Source organism: Mesorhizobium sp. M1403 (genome assembly GCF_040317695.1).
Lineage (GTDB): Bacteria > Pseudomonadota > Alphaproteobacteria > Rhizobiales > Rhizobiaceae > Mesorhizobium.
In genome coordinates this window covers 115,222-131,324 of sequence record NZ_JAMYKY010000006.1, presented here as the reverse complement: position 1 = coordinate 131,324, position 16,103 = coordinate 115,222, and the positions used below count along the sequence as shown (strand labels likewise).

At 61.4% G+C, this 16,103-nt stretch carries 19 protein-coding genes; 4 read left to right on the top strand and 15 right to left on the bottom strand.

Annotated features, from left to right (window positions below; genetic code table 11):
* Positions 1-7: 7 nt before the first annotated feature.
* The 8 genes from NKH01_RS13580 to NKH01_RS13545 all read right to left on the bottom strand — a co-directional run bounded on the left by NKH01_RS13580 (position 8) and on the right by NKH01_RS13545 (position 7,021).
* Entirely contained in the window at positions 8-766 is a 759-nt protein-coding gene (locus NKH01_RS13580) for an HpcH/HpaI aldolase family protein (protein WP_353020496.1), read from the bottom strand.
* A 43-nt stretch (positions 767-809) separates the two neighbouring features.
* Entirely contained in the window at positions 810-1,523 is a 714-nt protein-coding gene (locus tag NKH01_RS13575) for a hypothetical protein (protein WP_353020494.1), read from the bottom strand.
* A 26-nt stretch (positions 1,524-1,549) separates the two neighbouring features.
* Entirely contained in the window at positions 1,550-2,860 is a 1,311-nt protein-coding gene (locus NKH01_RS13570) for a TRAP transporter large permease (protein WP_353020492.1), read from the bottom strand.
* A gap of 3 nt (positions 2,861-2,863) precedes the next feature.
* The gene (locus NKH01_RS13565) at positions 2,864-3,376 is read right to left on the bottom strand and encodes a TRAP transporter small permease (protein ID WP_023716647.1); all 513 of its coding nucleotides are present in this window, start codon (positions 3,374-3,376) and stop codon (positions 2,864-2,866) included.
* Between the two features lie 79 nt (positions 3,377-3,455).
* A complete protein-coding gene (dctP, locus tag NKH01_RS13560) occupies positions 3,456-4,433 on the bottom strand; it encodes a TRAP transporter substrate-binding protein DctP (RefSeq protein ID WP_353020490.1) in 978 nt (325 codons plus the stop codon).
* 91 nt (positions 4,434-4,524) lie between these two features.
* Positions 4,525-5,070, bottom strand: coding sequence for a flavin reductase family protein (locus tag NKH01_RS13555; RefSeq protein ID WP_353020488.1), 546 nt, complete (start codon positions 5,068-5,070; stop codon positions 4,525-4,527).
* On the bottom strand, positions 5,070-6,164 hold the full coding sequence (locus NKH01_RS13550; protein WP_353020647.1) for an LLM class flavin-dependent oxidoreductase: 1,095 nt from the start codon (positions 6,162-6,164) through the stop codon (positions 5,070-5,072). Before NKH01_RS13550 ends, NKH01_RS13555 begins: the two co-directional genes overlap by 1 nt.
* Positions 6,164-7,021 carry a GntR family transcriptional regulator gene (locus tag NKH01_RS13545; RefSeq protein WP_353020486.1) on the bottom strand — a complete coding sequence of 286 codons (858 nt, stop codon included), beginning with the start codon at positions 7,019-7,021 and terminating at the stop codon, positions 6,164-6,166. The genes NKH01_RS13550 and NKH01_RS13545 overlap by 1 nt, the downstream gene beginning before the upstream one ends.
* Before the next feature lie 342 nt (positions 7,022-7,363).
* Here NKH01_RS13545 and NKH01_RS13540 point away from each other — a divergent pair, with 342 nt between their 5' ends.
* The gene (locus tag NKH01_RS13540; protein WP_352884728.1) at positions 7,364-7,594 is read left to right on the top strand and encodes a hypothetical protein; all 231 of its coding nucleotides are present in this window, start codon (positions 7,364-7,366) and stop codon (positions 7,592-7,594) included.
* Between the two features lie 43 nt (positions 7,595-7,637).
* Here NKH01_RS13540 and NKH01_RS13535 read toward each other — a convergent pair whose 3' ends face one another.
* The 5 genes from NKH01_RS13535 to NKH01_RS13515 form a co-directional block, all read right to left on the bottom strand.
* The gene (locus tag NKH01_RS13535; RefSeq protein ID WP_353020484.1) at positions 7,638-7,856 is read right to left on the bottom strand and encodes a hypothetical protein; all 219 of its coding nucleotides are present in this window, start codon (positions 7,854-7,856) and stop codon (positions 7,638-7,640) included.
* A gap of 3 nt (positions 7,857-7,859) precedes the next feature.
* Complete coding sequence (locus tag NKH01_RS13530) at positions 7,860-8,039, bottom strand: hypothetical protein (RefSeq protein ID WP_353020482.1); 180 nt, start codon at positions 8,037-8,039, stop codon at positions 7,860-7,862.
* Positions 8,040-8,176: 137 nt separating this feature from the next.
* The gene (locus tag NKH01_RS13525) at positions 8,177-8,335 is read right to left on the bottom strand and encodes a hypothetical protein (protein ID WP_023716639.1); all 159 of its coding nucleotides are present in this window, start codon (positions 8,333-8,335) and stop codon (positions 8,177-8,179) included.
* Between the two features lie 149 nt (positions 8,336-8,484).
* A complete protein-coding gene (locus NKH01_RS13520) occupies positions 8,485-8,922 on the bottom strand; it encodes a GFA family protein (protein WP_502912623.1) in 438 nt (145 codons plus the stop codon).
* Between the two features lie 27 nt (positions 8,923-8,949).
* Positions 8,950-9,168, bottom strand: a complete 219-nt coding sequence (locus NKH01_RS13515) for a hypothetical protein (protein ID WP_352482798.1) — start codon at positions 9,166-9,168, stop codon at positions 8,950-8,952.
* A gap of 145 nt (positions 9,169-9,313) precedes the next feature.
* Here NKH01_RS13515 and NKH01_RS13510 point away from each other — a divergent pair, with 145 nt between their 5' ends.
* Entirely contained in the window at positions 9,314-11,614 is a 2,301-nt protein-coding gene (locus NKH01_RS13510) for an FdhF/YdeP family oxidoreductase (RefSeq protein WP_353020478.1), read from the top strand.
* 61 nt (positions 11,615-11,675) lie between these two features.
* Here NKH01_RS13510 and NKH01_RS13505 read toward each other — a convergent pair whose 3' ends face one another.
* Together NKH01_RS13505 and NKH01_RS13500 are read right to left on the bottom strand one after the other, a co-directional pair.
* Complete coding sequence (locus tag NKH01_RS13505; RefSeq protein WP_353020476.1) at positions 11,676-12,035, bottom strand: response regulator; 360 nt, start codon at positions 12,033-12,035, stop codon at positions 11,676-11,678.
* Positions 12,032-15,136 carry a CheR family methyltransferase gene (locus NKH01_RS13500; protein ID WP_353020475.1) on the bottom strand — a complete coding sequence of 1,035 codons (3,105 nt, stop codon included), beginning with the start codon at positions 15,134-15,136 and terminating at the stop codon, positions 12,032-12,034. Before NKH01_RS13500 ends, NKH01_RS13505 begins: the two co-directional genes overlap by 4 nt.
* Positions 15,137-15,284: 148 nt before the next feature.
* Between NKH01_RS13500 and NKH01_RS13495 the strand changes: the two genes are divergently transcribed.
* On the top strand, positions 15,285-15,482 hold the full coding sequence (locus tag NKH01_RS13495; protein WP_352493915.1) for a hypothetical protein: 198 nt from the start codon (positions 15,285-15,287) through the stop codon (positions 15,480-15,482).
* Positions 15,483-15,531: 49 nt separating this feature from the next.
* Complete coding sequence (locus tag NKH01_RS13490; protein WP_352547433.1) at positions 15,532-16,080, top strand: response regulator; 549 nt, start codon at positions 15,532-15,534, stop codon at positions 16,078-16,080.
* Positions 16,081-16,103 lie beyond the last annotated feature (23 nt).

Here is a 16,103-nt window from a genome sequence, read left to right as displayed (position 1 = left end):
ACTCTTGCTATGAGGCGTTGCGCGCCGAGACGACACCGGCGGCAAGGCCGGCGCCGAGAAACATCGTGTCGCTGGCCAGCATGTAGAAGCTGATGCCGTGCCGCGACCATTTGCCGATATCATCCGCCGAAGGGCGAAAGATGCCGACGGCCTTGCCGGCCGCGCGCGCCGCAGCCGCGATCCTGACAATCGCGGCATTGAGCTTGTCCTGGCCGGCAGGCCCCATCGCATCGATCGAGACCGACAGGTCGCCGGGGCCAATGAAGACCACGTCGACGCCGTCGACCTGGACGATGTCGTCGATATTGGCGAGGCCGTCGGCCGTCTCGACCTGGATGGCGACCGTCAGGACCTCGTTGGCCGATTTGAGGTAGTCCGGAATCCTGTAGCCATAACCGGCGGCGCGGCCCGGGCCGACACCGCGTGCGCCAACCGGCGGATAACGGCAGGCCATGACCGCCATGCGCGCTTGCTCGGCCGTGGAGACGCGCGGCACCAGCACGCCCGACGCGCCGGCGTCGAGCGCGGCCGCCATCCACTCCGGCGTGTGGCCGGGAACGCGCACCATCGCGGGAACCTTGTGGACATCGGCGGCGCGAACCAGATCCTCGAGCCGTTCGCGGCCGATCTGCGAATGCTCCCAGTCGATGCACAGGAAATCGACCCCGCTGGCGGCCGCCACTTCGACCGCCACCGGGTGCGGGATGGCGCAGAACGTGCCGATGAGGCGATCGAGAGAGACACATTTCTTGCGAAAGTCGTACATGAAATCTCCAGAGATTTTTCGGCGTCGGCAAAACCTGTTTGCGCTATGTGGCCCGCGGCAAAGGATGCACGGCTTCCGTCGACATCGGGAAATGCCGGCTGCCGCCTGAAAACGGCGGGAAAGTCTTGTAGTCGGCGCGCATCTCCAGCCGCGCCGGCGATTGCAGCGCGTGCGTCAATGCCGCGGGACTGTCGAACATGACGCGATTGCGCTGCATATGGTCGATGCGCGGCCAGGGCAGCGAGCCGCACCAATCCAGTCGCGACAGAACCTCGATGTGGCGAATGCCGGGAAAGCCGCGCATCAATTGCGGATGATGCGTCACATAGTGGTAGAGCCAGACATTCATGTCCTCGGCCGGCCCGGGATAGTGGACAAGATAGCTGCAGGGGAGCCCCGACGTCTTGACGCCAGCGTCGTCGACGGGAAACGGACGCACGCACATAGCCTGTTGCGTCGGCCTCGAACCGGCGACGCTCGACAGCATACCCGGTGCGGCAAGCGCCTGCAGATGGCCGGACGGCGCCAGCGCCGCCTCCATGTCCGCCAATTCGTCGAAATAGAGCTGGAAGCCAAAGACCGGCGGTGGGCCATCCTTGTTGAACATGTCCGTCGCCACTTCGGGCAGATAGATGTTTGCAAGCGCAAGGCCCGGCGTCGATGCAATCACCCGCCGCACGGCATCAACGTCTTCACCGGCGATGGCCAAATTTGCCTCGCGGTCATCATGGAAGAAAGCAAGATAGGCAAAGCGCATTTGGACACCTGCTGGATCGAGTTCGACTAGATCAAATTCGGAAGAAAGAGAGCGATCTGCGGAAAGAGGACAATCAGCAGGATCAGCAAAAGCGTCAGCGCGATGTAGGGTGCCGCTGACATGGCAACCGTCTTGAGCGATGTGCCTTTCGGCGCAACACCGATCATGATGAACAGCAGCAGACCAAACGGCGGCGTGGTGAAGCCGACCTCGTAGGCGAGCAGCAGGATCAGCCCGAACCATACCGGCTCGTAGCCGAATTGCTGGGCGATCGGCAGGAAGATCGGCAGCGTGATCAGCATCATCGAGACCTGATCCATGAACATGCCGAGCAGCAGGATGACGAGCACCATCATGAGCAGCATGGAATACGGTCCAAGATCGTAGCCGACGATGAACTGGATAAAGCCGTTGGAGGCGCCGGAGAAGGCGAATATCTGTGAAAACGTCGTCGAAGCCGAGATGATCAGGAAGGTCATGCCGGTGACCTTCATCGCATCGTCCAGCGACTTCCAGACAACCGACCAGCTGAACCGCCGGTAGACAAACAACAAGGCGAAGACGGCGGCACAGCCGAGCCCCGCCGACTCGGTCGGCGTCGCTATTCCAAGGATGATCGTGCCGACCACCATGAACACGATGACGCTCATCGGAATGATGTTGACGGCAACCGCCCTCACCTTCTCGGCCGCAGGAACGGCGGGTACCGGATAGTGCGGAGCGGCGTCCGGATCGATCTTCGTCTGTGCAAAAATCAGCGCCGCGTACATGACAACCAGAAGCAGTCCGGGCAAAGCCCCCGCGATGAGCAGCGCGCCGACGTCGATCTGGGCCAGCGAGCCGAGCAAGACGGCCAGCGAGGATGGCGGGATAATGACGGCAAGGCTTCCGGCACCAAGCACCGGGCCGTAGGCCATATGCGGCTTGTAACCCCGCTTCAGCATCTCGGGCACCATCAGCGAGCCCATCATGCCGGTATTTGCGAGGCTCGAGCCTGATAGCGCGGAAAAGATGGTGCCGGCGGCGAGAACGACATAAGCGAGGCGTCCGCGCAGATTGCCGATGCACAGGTCGAGCGCGTAGATGACTTTCTCGCCGAGGCCGGAGCGGAAGAACAGGCTGCCCATGACGAGAAACATCGGCAGCGGAGCAAGCGCATAGGTCGAGACGGCGTCGGAGAAGTTGGCGACCATCTGCGTCACGCCGATCGAACCGCCGAAGAACAGGTACAGCCCGATCACATTGGTGACGAAGAACGCGAAGGCGACCGGCAGCCCAAGCCCCATCAACACGAGGATGGTGCCAACGAGCACGGCGAATGGATACAGCCAGGCCACCGTTCAGAGCCCTTCCATTTCCAGAGGATCCAGCGTGTACAGCGTGTCACGGCCGAGCAGATATCTGAGCCATTCCAGCGCGGAGAGGTAGAAGGCGAGCATGATGGGCAGAAAGACCAGCCATTTCGGCATGTCGAAACTGCGCGTTTCATATTCGCCGCCCGCCACGGCGCTTGTCAGGGAAAACAAGGCGACGCTGCCAAGGTAGAGGCTGACGCCGATGCAGGCGAGATAGACCAGTTTTTCAAGCACCGCCCGAGCCCGCATCGGCAGCGCCTTGCGCAGGAACTCGACGAAGACATGGCCCTTGCTGTGGACCAGCCAGGGCATCGGCAGGAATGCCGCGTAAAGCAGGCCGTATTCCGTCGCCGATACTGCCCAGGCAAGCGGCCTCAGGCCCAGATTGCGGACGCATACATCAGCAACCACCGCGACGATGATGAGGCCAAGCACCACTTTTGCCGTCGCCGCCAACGCAAGGCTCAGCTTCGCAATCGCTGCAAACAATCTGTCCATGTCCGACGACCCTCATGTCCACCGTTGCCCCGCTTTTGCCCAGCTTTGATGGAGGGCTTACAAGGCAGCCTCCGCTCGGCTACTGGAAGAATTTCTTCAACTGATCGATGTTGGTGGGATCGCGTTTGGCCATTCTCGCCCAGCTCGCCTGCGTGGCAGCCGCCAGGAATTTGTCGCGGCCGGCACCGGTCAAGCTGATCACCTTCTGCCCGCCGTCGATCATCGCCTGTGCCTGCTTTTCCGACTCGGCAAGATTGGCGTCATAGCTCGCGCGCTCGTATTCGACGGCCGTGTCGGCAAGCAGCTTCTGCGCCTCGGGCGACAGCGTGTCCCATTTGGCCTTGTTGATCGAGATCAGCACGTCGGTTTTGAAGAATTGCGGGTCGACACGGTATTTGGTGAACTTGTCCCAGCCGAACGACGCATAGCCAAACACGGTATAGGCGTTGGCATTGACGACGCCGCGCTCGAGCGAGGTGTAGACGTCCCCTGGCGCTTGCACGATCACCGTTGCGCCCAGGGATTCAAGGAAATCGCGATAGAGCGGCGACGAGCGGATCTTCAGGCTGCTCCAGTCGATGCTGCCTTCGCTGTTGAGCCTGGGTTCGTCGATGGTGAAGACGTTGAAGCCCGAGCCCGCGTCGACATGCGCCAGCAGATGGGCATTGGCCTTCTTCTCGAAAATTCCGCTGATGAAGTCCCAGCCGCCATTCTCGCGAACCTCCCACGGCGTCTTTGTCGATGCGGAGAACACCTCGCCTTCGGGCACGAGCTCGAGGAACTGCCCTGCCGGCGTGTCGATCACGTCGATCAGGCCGCTCCTGAGCGCCGCGCCCTGCTGGATCGGCGGAATGACCTCCGGCCCGCCACGCACGTTGATCTGGACCACGCCCTTGCCCTTTTCGTTCACCTTCTGAACGAACTTCAGGAAGCTCTGGGCGTAGCCGTTCTGCGTCGGCGTAAAATGCACCGCGTTGAGGACGACCTCGTCGGCCGTGGCGATACCCGCCACACCCGACATGAGTGCAGCCAGAACAAGGGATTTCCAAATGCGCATTGCCGTACTCCCTTTGATAGTTCGCCCATGATCCGGCCCATGATCGGGCCGATCTGAAATTGCAATCGCTGCGCCGCCACGCGAACGGCGGTTAACTGGCATCATCTGCTACTGTCAGGAACCGTCCATGCGCGTAGAAGACCGGCGATCGGTGAGCGCGATCCAGCGCGACGCCTGAGACGACGCCGATGACGATTATGTGCGACGCCCGCACGATGGTTTCGGCCACCCGGCATTCGAACATTGCCCGCGCGCCGACAAGCAAGGGCGCGCCGGTTTCGCCACGCACCCATGATCCGGACGAGAACCGCGCGGCGCCCTTGGCTTTGGTCATGCCGCCAAAGGCACGCACAACGTTCTCCTGATCGCCGGCGGGAAGATTGACCGAAAAAGGCAAGCCTTCGCGAATGGCCGAGGCAAAGGTGCTGCCGCGGTTGACGCAGGCCAGCAGCGACGGCGGCTCGGCACTGAACGAGCAGAGAGCCGTCGCCGTGATGCCGCAAAAACCGATCTCGTCATGTTCCGACGCGAGAATGGCGACCGAGCCCGCCACGGCCCGCATCGCCTGCTTGAACGCGCGCGGATTGATGGCGTCGTGCCCATCCACCCACGGCGTCGGAATGTTGGTCGCCGGCATCAATTCACTCGAAGCCCGGCCTGGCGCATCAGCGGCAGCACGCGGTCGCAGAAGAAGGGCAGTTCGTAGGTGTAGTTGACGAATGTGAGGGCGGCGCCGGAATAACCCTGGTCCATGATCGCAGTGAGGTCGTCGACGATCTTTTCCGGCGTGCCGATGAGCGGGAAAGTTCCAGCACCGCCGGCGAACCTTTGCCGATATTCGGTGAAGGCCTTCGCATCATGCGAGTTCGCGAATTCCTTCTTCTTGCGCATATGCTCGTCGACGGCGCCCTCGTCCGCGCATTCCAGCGCGTAGTGCCGGTAATAATCCTCGGCTTCCTGCTGGGTTTCCCGGCAGACGACGTGACAAACCGTATAGACGCCGACTTCGCGTCCGACTTCGGCCGCGCGGTTGGTGATGTCGACCACATGCGCACGGCCGTCGGCAATTTCGGAAAAGGTCGAAAACAGGTGGTCGCAGTGGCGCGCCGCATAGTTGCGCCCCGGCGCGCCGAAGGCGGCGTTCATGGTCACCGGCCGTGGCGCCTGCAGGCTTGGCGGGCGGCTGACGACCCCCTTCAGATCATAGAACTCGCCGCTGAAGTCGAACGGCTCCCTCGATTGATAGGCACGCACGATGATGTTGATCCATTCCTCGGCCTGATCATAGGTCCGCTCGCCGACCGTCTGCCCGAACATGGCGAACTCGTCCGGGTTCCAGCCGCACACAATGTTCAAGCCGGCACGCCCGTTGGAGATGTGGTCGACCGTCGCCAGCGCTTTTGCAGCCTGCAGCGGATGAACCAGCGGCACATGCACCGTCATGAACAGGCCGATGTTTTCGGTGGCGACAGCAAGACCCGCCGCCCAGGTGAAAGTCTCGAACGACCATTCCCGCACATGCGTCAAACCGCCGAATCCGCGCCAGCGGGCGATCGGCAGCAGAAACTCGAGGCCGGCGCGATCGGCGATGCAGGCGGAATTGAGGTTGTCTTCCCAGCGGGCACGCCAGCGCTCGGGGACGGTAGTCATTGCCAGGCCGCCATCGGCGTTCATGGAAAAGACGCCGAGCTTGAACCTGTTCGGCCCTTTCAGCGGGTGCTGTTTCCTGATCATGATTTCCCCCGCCGTGACATGCTCTTGCCCTCGCCGTCGGAGTTTTGAAACGGTGGGCTCAGCTTCATGAAACGCTCCTCGGCGTTCTGAATGAAGTGGGTCATGCGGTCGTAAGCGGCGACGGCGTCGCGCTTGACGAATGCCTCGTAGATGGCGCGCATGCCGGCCACGATAACGGCCTGCGTCGGCTGGTGCGACAGCGTCCTTAAACGGACGACGAGTACATGGTCGGCGAAGCGGGCAATCGTTTGTGAAAGACGCTCGTTCGCGACCGCGCCAAGCCAACAATTCCTGAATGCCGAATTGGCCTGGAAAAAGCGGTCGGCATCGCCATCTGCGGCCGCAGCCTCTGCCTCCCGGAGCGCGGCTGCCAGGGTCTTGAGGCCAGCGGCGTCAAGTGTCCGTGCGGCGTGCGCGGCGGCCCGCGGCTCGAGCAACCGGCGGACCTCGAAGATGTCGGCGACATCCGTTGCAGTAAGCGTGGGCAGCGTGAAGCCGCGTGTGGTGCCGACGAGATAGCCCTCATGCACCAACTGCATCAAGGCGTCGCGGACAGGCATTCTGGAAATGCCGAGCCGGGCGGCAATATCGACATCCACCAGCTTCTGGCCAGGCGCCAATTCGCCATGCTGTATCGTCAGCCGGACTTGTTGATAGACCTGGGCACGCAGATTGCCATCGCCAACCCGTTTGAGCTCTATCGTTTCCGTCATCCACGCCTTCCCATGCGAAGATTTCGTATATCGTTTGAGGCTGTGATCTCGCAGTCGTGCCGTTGAAATGCAGCCATATATCGGCAGAAATCGACCTGTCAGCCATTGTTCCCGGCTCAAGTGGAGCACAGGCTGGATCACCTGGCAAGATATTTCAAGTCTATAATGTATACTGTTTGAGCTCGCTGTCCGGAGGACAGAGGATCGCCCGTCTGTGCTGCCGCGCCGCGCGACGGCGGGGACAGCTAACGATCCGCGCGGTTCGGTAAAAAACGTACAGACGTTTTTCCGTGACACATCGAAGTTGGCGGATTTAACTAAAATTACTTGCGATCTGCGCGCGCCGGCACGCCCACCCCCGATCCCCTCGCCGGTGCGCATTACTGGATCGCCCGCCGTATCGAAAGGTGCGGCGGGCTTTTCGTTTCGTTTGGCGGGGAGGCGCTTATGCGAGACTTGCCCAGGAATATCGACGCCGACGTCGTGATCGAAATCAGCAAGTTGCTCGACGACCGGGCGAAGTCCGTGCCGGTGCCGGTGCACAAGCTGGCGGCGATGATCCGGCTGGGCGTCGAAACCCTTCTGACCGATCACTCCATCGAGGAGCTGATCGTGGAAATGGCCGCGACGCGGGGGCTTCCGATGCTGTTCGATTTGCCGGTGGTCAATGTCGACAACGTCGTGCCGATTGCCTTGGCGCGCCGTCCCCGCTGACATTTCGCTCGAGCCCCATCGGTCGTCGCGTCGCCGCCCGACTTCACTTGTCCTGATGCGCCGGCCGAGTGTCGCCTTTCTTTTCGGGGTCATGGGTATGGTGGCTGTCGCGTTCGCCGCCGCCGCCGGAGACCTTGCTGTGGCTGCGCAGGTCTGAATCGGCCGGCGGCTTTTCGACGCTCAGCAGCTTCTTGGCGTTTTCGTGCGCAGCGCCGGGACCGCCCTGGCGGATGCTGGCAGGAGTTTTCTTCGACGTGGACATGGCCTAGCGATCCTGGACGTTGCGTTGATGAGTGGTGTTGACCTTCGTATTGCCTTGCTGACCCTGCTTGTCGGGATCGGGGACGGTGGATTGCGGTGCCTGGTCGGCTGCTACCGATTTTTTGTCACCGGCGCCCTTTGGGCTCAGATTCTTCGGCGGCACAGGGGGAGGTTTCGTGCTCATGGCGTTTCTCCTTCCGCACCCAAACAAGCGGCTCGGGAGAAAGGTTCCCGAGGGTCCGATACGAACGGCGATTGCCGCAACGACCCGGGTCCACAGGCCGTAGCTTGGGGCCGGCGGGGTGCCCGCACAATCCAGGATTATTTCTTGATGATGTTTCCGTTGTTCAGGTCGAAGGCCTGGGCACCGAACGCCTGCCTGAAGAAATCCTCCTGCAGATCGCCCCATTCGCCGAGATAGGCGCCGCAATTGCTGCAATAGATCGGTGTGGAATCCTTCGGGTTGTCGGGAATCTCCATCAGGATCGTCCCGCACGCCTTGCAATCGAGCTTGTCATCCAAACGGCGGCCCATTGACACATGATCGCGCGTTTTCAGCCGCGCGCCAATTGTCGTTTTCGTACGAAGCCCGAATGGGCACGTTTTCCAACCAGCGAGGGGATCGAAAGCTAGCGTTCCGCCGGATTTCCGAAGGCCGAATCTCGCCGCCTCGAATACGTCCCCACCCGCGGCAGCTCGTCTGGAAAGGCGACCCAGGGCAACCTCATGTCCCAGTATGCGTGGGCCTGTGGCGGAAACCGTTCCGGATTATCTAGGAAGCCGATCGCCAGATAGAATTCGTCAGGCAGGCCCTGGTCGACATAGCCGATCGATGTTCCGCAATCCGCGCAGAAGGACCGGAGCACACCGGGGGTTTTCGAAAAGGTCTTCGGTATGCCGGTGAGCAAGGTGAATTCAGAAGGCCGATAACCGACCCACACCGTTAGCGGGCTTCCTATCGCCTTGCGACAGTCGTCGTCGTGATCGGAGCAAACCCAGAACGGCTCGCCGCGCATTTGCGCCGTTATGGCGCCGCAAAAACAGGAACCCGTTTCAGTTCGTGGCATTGGCTAACTTCATGGCTGGACTCGCCTTCACTGCTGGCCCGGCATTTCGGTATTTTCCTTGGGGTTCTTCTTGATGCCGGCGGCAGGCGAGGTATCGGCCGGAGCATTGCCACCCTGGTTCTGTTCAGCGGCTCTTTTGAGCGGCGAAGTCTGCCAGCCCATATCGCCGTACAAAAAGCCTATGAGGAAGCCGACGATGATGATGGCCGAAATCACCATTGCAATTAACGCGTTACGTCGCTCCATTTCGCACGGCTCCTTTCTTTGAACCGAACAAACGATGGCGGAAATGGTTCCGGTTAGACGGACGGCGTGACGGGACGGAGCCGGCCGGGAACATTCAGCCTCACGGCGGGTTCGTGTGAGTGCTCTTCTACAGGGAGTGGCTTGCATGAAACCCGCGGTAACCGATCGCATTGAAACCAAGAAATACGACCACCCGACAGGCGGCTGGGGATCGCTCAAATCGCTGGTCCGCAAGGCGCGTGGCGAAGGCCTGCTATTGTCCGGGATATGGAGCACGCTGCTCAAGCAGAACAAGGCCGACGGCTATATGTGCGTGTCTTGCTCATGGGCAAAGCCAGCTCAGCCGAGGCCTTTCGAATTCTGTGAAAACGGCGCCAAGGCGACGATGTGGGACCAGACCAAGCTGCGCTGCGAACCCGCTTTCTTCGCCGAGCATTCGGTGGCGGAATTGCTCGATTGGCCGGACCACGATCTGGAGAAACAGGGCAGGCTTACGGAGCCCATGCGCTACAATGCCGCCGTCGACCGTTACGAACCGGTTTCCTGGGACGATGCATTCCGCGACATAGCTGCCGAATTGCGACGGCTCGATCCCAAATCGGTGGTATTTTACACGTCCGGCCGCGCCTCGCTCGAGGCCTCGTTCATGTATCAGCTTTTTGCGCGGATCTACGGGTCTTCGAACCTGCCCGATTCGTCCAACATGTGTCATGAATCGACCTCGGTCGGCTTGCCGGAATCGATCGGTTCGCCGGTCGGGACCGTGCAGCTCGAAGACTTTGCGAAATGCGACATGATGCTCTTCTTCGGGCACAATACCGGGGTGACGGCGCCGCGCCTGTTGCATCCGCTGCAAGAGGCACGTCAACGCAACGTGCCCGTCTTCACTTTCAATCCTTTGCCCGAGCGGGGACTGAAGCGCTTCAAGAATCCGCAAAACTCCATCGACATGCTGTCGCCCGGACCGGGCACCAAAATGTCCAGCGACTTCTTCCAGGTCCGTTCGGGCGGCGACATCGCCGCGATAACGGGCATCGCCAAAGCGTTGCTGGCGCTCGACGATGCCGCCCGCGAAAGCGGCAGGACGCGTGCCCTCGATACGGCTTTCATCGCCGAGCACACGCATGGCTTCGCCGAGTTCGAAGCCTTCCTGCGCAACACCCAGTGGAGCGATATCGTCGCACGATCGGGCATTGCGCAGGCCGATCTGGAGCATGTCGCCGAGGTCTACAGCCATGCCAACGCGGTGATCGGCAATTACGGCATGGGCCTGACCCAGCATCGGCACGGCACCGAGAACGTCCAGATGCTGTGCAACCTTTTGATGATGCGCGGCAATATCGGAAAACCCGGCGCCGGTATTTCGCCGCTGCGCGGCCATTCCAATGTCCAGGGACAGCGCACCGTCGGCATATCGGAAAAACCCGAGCTCGTCCCGCTCGACAAGTTCGCCGAATTCTACGCCTTTGAACCGAAGCGTGAGAAAGGTCTCGATACGGTCGAGACCTGCGAAGGCGTCATCGACGGATCGGTCAAGGGCTTCGTCGGGCTCGGCGGCAATTTCGTGCGGGCCGTGCCGGAAACCGGCCTGGTCGAGAAAGCCTGGCGTGGGCTCGACCTGCATGTCGAGATCGCGACCAAGCTCAACCGCAGCCACCTCATCGCCGGCCGGACAACCTATCTGCTGCCTTGCCTGTCACGGCTGGAAAGAGATCATCAGGCGAGTGGCGATCAAAGGGTGTCGATAGAGGATTCCACTGCCTGTATCCATGGTTCGTTCGGATCGCGACCTCCGGCTTCGCCGCATCTGCTTTCCGAGCCCAGGATCGTCGCCGAACTTGCCAAGGCGACGGTGCCGGGCAGGAGTTCGATCCCTTGGGATGAATGGGGTGGCGACTATTCCCGCATCCGTGACGAGATCGAGCGCTGCTACCCCCAGCATTTCCGCGACTTCAACAAGCGCTTTCTGACGCCCGGCGGGTTCCATCGCGACATCAAGGCGAGCAAGCGGGTGTGGGAGACGCCGAACAAGAAGGCCAATTTCAAGCTGCCAAGTGGCCTTGAAACCGATCCTGACATCGATGTCGCCGGCCGCGATGTGCTGACACTGATCACGGTGCGCTCCAACGATCAGTTCAACACGACCGTCTACGGCTACAACGACCGGCTGCGCGGCATCAGCGGCACACGCATGGTGCTGTTGATGAACGAAAAGGACATCCAGCGCCTCGGCTTGAGCGCGGGACAGGAGGTCGATCTCGAAGCCAATGCGCAGGATGGCGTGGAGCGCCGCGTGCGCGGGCTGCGCATCACGCCTTTCTCAGTGCCGGAGGGAAATTGCGCCGGTTATTATCCCGAGCTCAACCCGCTGATTCCTCTCTGGCACAGAGCCGAGAAGGCTCATGTCCCGGCCGCCAAATCGGTACCGGTGCGGATCTTGCCATAGGCGTTCGTTGTTAGCGGCAGGCACGCACTATGCTGATGTGACTTGGTTCAAAATCATGACCTCAGCCGGCTCGCGCGAGTTCATCCACGGCATTCAGGATCGCACTCTGGCTCGCCGGCTTCTGCACGATCCTGCAAGTGCGGAAACCTGCCGGAATTTCTCGTTCGCCATACCCGGAGAGGAAAGCGAACGGCACGCCTCGCCCCCGCAATGCCTCCGCGACCGGATAACTGGTTTCATCGTTCAGCTGGATATCCAATAGCGCCGCGTCGATCCCGCCTTCGCCAACGAGCCGGAGGGCCGCCGTCACCGACGAAACCGGCCCAACCACCTGATGGCCGGCCTTGCGCAGGTAAGCCGCCGCGTCGTCGGCGATCAGCCATTCATCCTCGACGATCAGCACACGCACCTTTCCGGTCACGACGAGCCCTCGCGGGTCAGAGGGAATGCAATTTCCACCTCCAAACCATTTGAGCGGAAGCTTGTTTCAACTTTTCCGCCCAGCCTGTAACCGATTTCTCCACGCAGAAGGGTAAGGCCGAAGCCGCTGTCGGTTGGCTCCTTGATGCGGGGGCCGCCCTTCTCGCGCCAGACGAGCTTGAAGGTGCCATCCGCCACCGACCATTTGACAACTATCCGCCCGGCAGGTTTCGACAGTGCGCCATATTTGGCGGCATTCGTCGCCAGCTCATGAATTGCCATGCCGAAGGAGAGCCCTTGCACAGGCTTGAGGCTTACCCGCTTGCCATCGAGCTCGAACCGTTCGGCCCCAAAGGGATCGAGTTCCTGGCGCAGCAGTTCCTCGACGGAGGCTTCCGTCCAGCTTTCTCGCGAGAACAGACTGTAGGCTCGTGACATCGCCTGCAGCCGGCCGATCAAGGCTTCGGCGAACTCGTCTTTCGACGCCGAGTTTTCACGCGTCCGGTTGGTGATGCTGGCGACGACCGCCAGCATGTTCTTGACGCGATGGTTCAGCTCCGAGATGAGCACCTGCTGACGCTCTTCCGCCTGCGCCAGCGTCGTCACGTCGATCAGGGTCACGACCACGCCCTGGATGCGGCCGCCTTTGTCCCGGTAAGGGTTGATGCGAACCAGGTAGAACCGGCCCTTGTCGTCGCGCGCAAGGTGATGGTTCAGGGTCTCTCCCGTCTCGAACACCGCCTGGATGTGCCGCTTCAACTCGGGGTAGTCGAGCTGGCTCGAAAGATCGGTCAGCGGTCGGCCGACATCGGACGAACGCAAGTTGAAGAACGACGACGCGGCGGGAGTGAAGGTCCGCACCACAAGATTGCGGTCGAGGAAGATGGTGGCGATTTCCGTGCTTTCGAACAGGTTTCTGAGATCGCTGTTGGCGCGGTCGAGTTCCTCTATCTTGCCAGTCAGCTCTGCGTTGATGGTGTTGAGCTCTTCGTTGAGCGACTGCATCTCCTCCTTCGAGGCCTCGAGCTCCTCATTGGTCGACTGCGCCTCTTCATTGACGGAGACGAGTTCCTCGTTCGAAGACTTTACTTCCTCCAGCGCGGTCTCGTATTCCTCGATGGTCGACTGCAGCCGATCGCGCGTGTCGCGCAACTCCCGTTCGAGATCGGTCGCATCTTCGGCGCCGCGGCTTTCGCGTGCCGGATCGGAGCGGATCTGGGCCTGTCCCACCGGATTGAACAGGACGAGGTAGAGGGGCTCGCCATTGCCGCGTTCCGTGTACGGCTCGACCATCAGTGTAATGAACTGAAGCTGTCCGTCGTCTTCTTCGACCGCTATGTTCTCCCGAACGACCGTGCGGCGCGTCGTGGCTGCCTCCCGCAACGCGGCGCGCAGCTCAAGTCTCAGCCCGCGGCGGGCCAGTGTCAGCAACTGCCGGCTCGGGGCGCCTTGCGGTGCTTCCAGATATTTGCCCGTCCTCGCCGAATAGTAGACGATGTCGCCATCGCCATTGACCAGAACGTGAGGCGGGGCGAACCGCTCCAGCACCTGAGCCTCGATCGCCTGGCGTAGTGAATGGCTGGCGGCATCCTTCGTCGAGCCGCCGCGTCCGACCGGAAGGGCACCCGTGGGGCCATTGCCGATCAGAACCAGCGGCCGCGGCGTGGAATGTTCCCGCGCCTGGAAAATCCGATGCTTCTTGTCGACCGTGGCAAAAAGGTCGCCGTGCTGACCGACGCTTTCCGAGGTGCCGAGGAACAGATAGCCGCCCGGCCTCAGCGCGTAATGGAAGATTGGAATCACCCGGTTCTGGATCTGCGGGCCGAAATAGATCAGCAGGTTGCGGCAGGAAATCATATCCATGCGCGAGAAGGGAGGATCGCGGATAATGCTGTGCGGCGAAAAGATGCACAGTTCGCGCACCTCGTTGCCAAGCACGTAGCTCGCGCCGTCGCTGTTGAAAAAGCGTTGCCTACGCTGTGGCGAAAGCCCGTGCAGCAGCGCTTCGGGATAACGCGCCGCACGCGCCACCGCGAGCGCCGGCTCGTCGATGTCGGTCGCGAATATCTGGACGCGCGGCGGCGCGGAAAGCTTCTCGATGCGCTCGCGCATCAGCATGCCGATCGAGAACACCTCCTCGCCGGTGGCGCAGCCGGGCACCCAGACACGCACCGCATCGGAGGCGTTCTTGCCTTCGAAAATCTGCGGTATGATCTTTTCCTCCAGCAATTTGAACGCTTCGGCGTCGCGAAAAAAGCTGGTGACGTTGATGAGCAGGTCGCGAAACAGCTTCGCCACCTCGTCGGGATCCCTCTTCAGCCGCTCTATGTAGGTGGTGACCGACTGCAGTTGCGTGATCTGCATGCGCCGCTTTACGCGACGCAGGAACGTCTTGGTCTTGTAGCCGGAAAAGTCGTGACCGGAATGGCTGCGCAAAATGGCGTAGATTTCATCGCGGGCCCGATCCATCCCGGCCTTGTGTTCGTCGTCCGCCTCGGTCAGTCCGTGCAGCACATCGAAGCCGCGGGCAAACGCCTGAAGCTTTGCACCGATCTGCTCGGCGGGCGCCGCTATGTCGATCAGGCCGCTCGAAATCGCGCTCTGCGGCATGTCCGGATTGCGTGGGGCGGAACCGTTGGACGCCTGGGCAATGGTCAGCCCGCCATGCTCCTTGATTGCCCTGGCGCCGAGCGTGCCGTCCGAATCACCACCCGACAAGATAATGCCGACGGCATACTCGCCCTGGTCCTCGGCCAATGCGCTGAAGAAGATGTCGATCGGCTTGCGCTCGCGGTTGAGCGTGTTCGGCCTGCGCAGCGAAAGCGCGCCCTTGCGGATGGTGAGGACGACGTTTTGCGGCATCACATAGACCTGGTCGGGTTGGACCGCTGCGCCCTCCTCGGCCACGACGACCGGCATTTCGGTATAACGTCGGATGACCTCGTGCAGCAGGCTTTCCCGCTCCGGGCTGAGATGGGTGACGACGACGAACGCCATGCCGGTGCCGCCGGTCAGTCCTTTGAACAGGCCCTCCATCGCGGGAATGCCGCCGGCCGATGCGCCGACACCGACAATGGGAAATCTTCCATTCTGGGATGCCACGCCACGCCCCTGACAACCGCCGCGAACACAAAGCCGCCAAATCGGGCCTTAGACTAAGACCGCGCCGAGCCTCCGGCCAGCGAATAGTCTACCAACGGAACAAAGCACCGTCGGTGGGCATTAACATTTGACTTTGGAGGCGGTTCCAATGGCAAAACGACCACCTGAAATAAAGCCGGCCAAGCGCATCCTGTTGCCCTCGCCGGACCTGACCAAGTTCCCGGTGTCTGAGAACATTCCGCCTCGCCTGCTCGCGCTCGCGGAACGGTTGCAAGAGGTTCTGGCCCGTCACTTTGAACAAGTCTGCGCCGACAGCCGTAAAACCCGCAGGAAGAAGGATCAATGAGGTGCGCGACCTGCAAGGCTTGCATATCCTGATCGTCGAGGACGAATGGATGCTGGCGGGCGATCTTGCACGTTATTTCAGCAAGATGGGCGCCGTCGTACTTGGCCCCGTGGCGACGGTCGAACAGGCGTCGAAACACACGGAGGAGGCGGAAGCTGCGATCCTGGACGTCAATCTCAACGGAAGACGGGTATTCCCGATAGCGGACGAACTGATGCGCCGTGGCGTGCCGTTCGTGTTTTTCAGCGGCGATGAAGACATCGTTATTCCTGAGCGCCTTCGATATGCCAGCAGTCTCAGAAAGTCCTCGGACGGCCAGGCTGTTTTCGACGCTCTTTTTCCGGCCGAGACGTCGGCATCGAAAGGAGGCCGAGCGTCCGAGCCCTCAGACGACGTATTTTCGCTTCTGCCTAAGCTCCGGCTCGCGGCACGTCTGCTGCTGGGAGACATGGATGCTTCCGACCGGCTGGTCGAGCGAACGCTCGAGCAGGCCATCGGCGAAATCGACAACAGACGATCTGGTTCCTCGACAGAGGATTGGCTCAACGGCATCATGCGAAACATCGTCAAGGCACGTGGAGCAAACCTGCTGCACTAACCACGGCCGCCGCCGGCAACTAG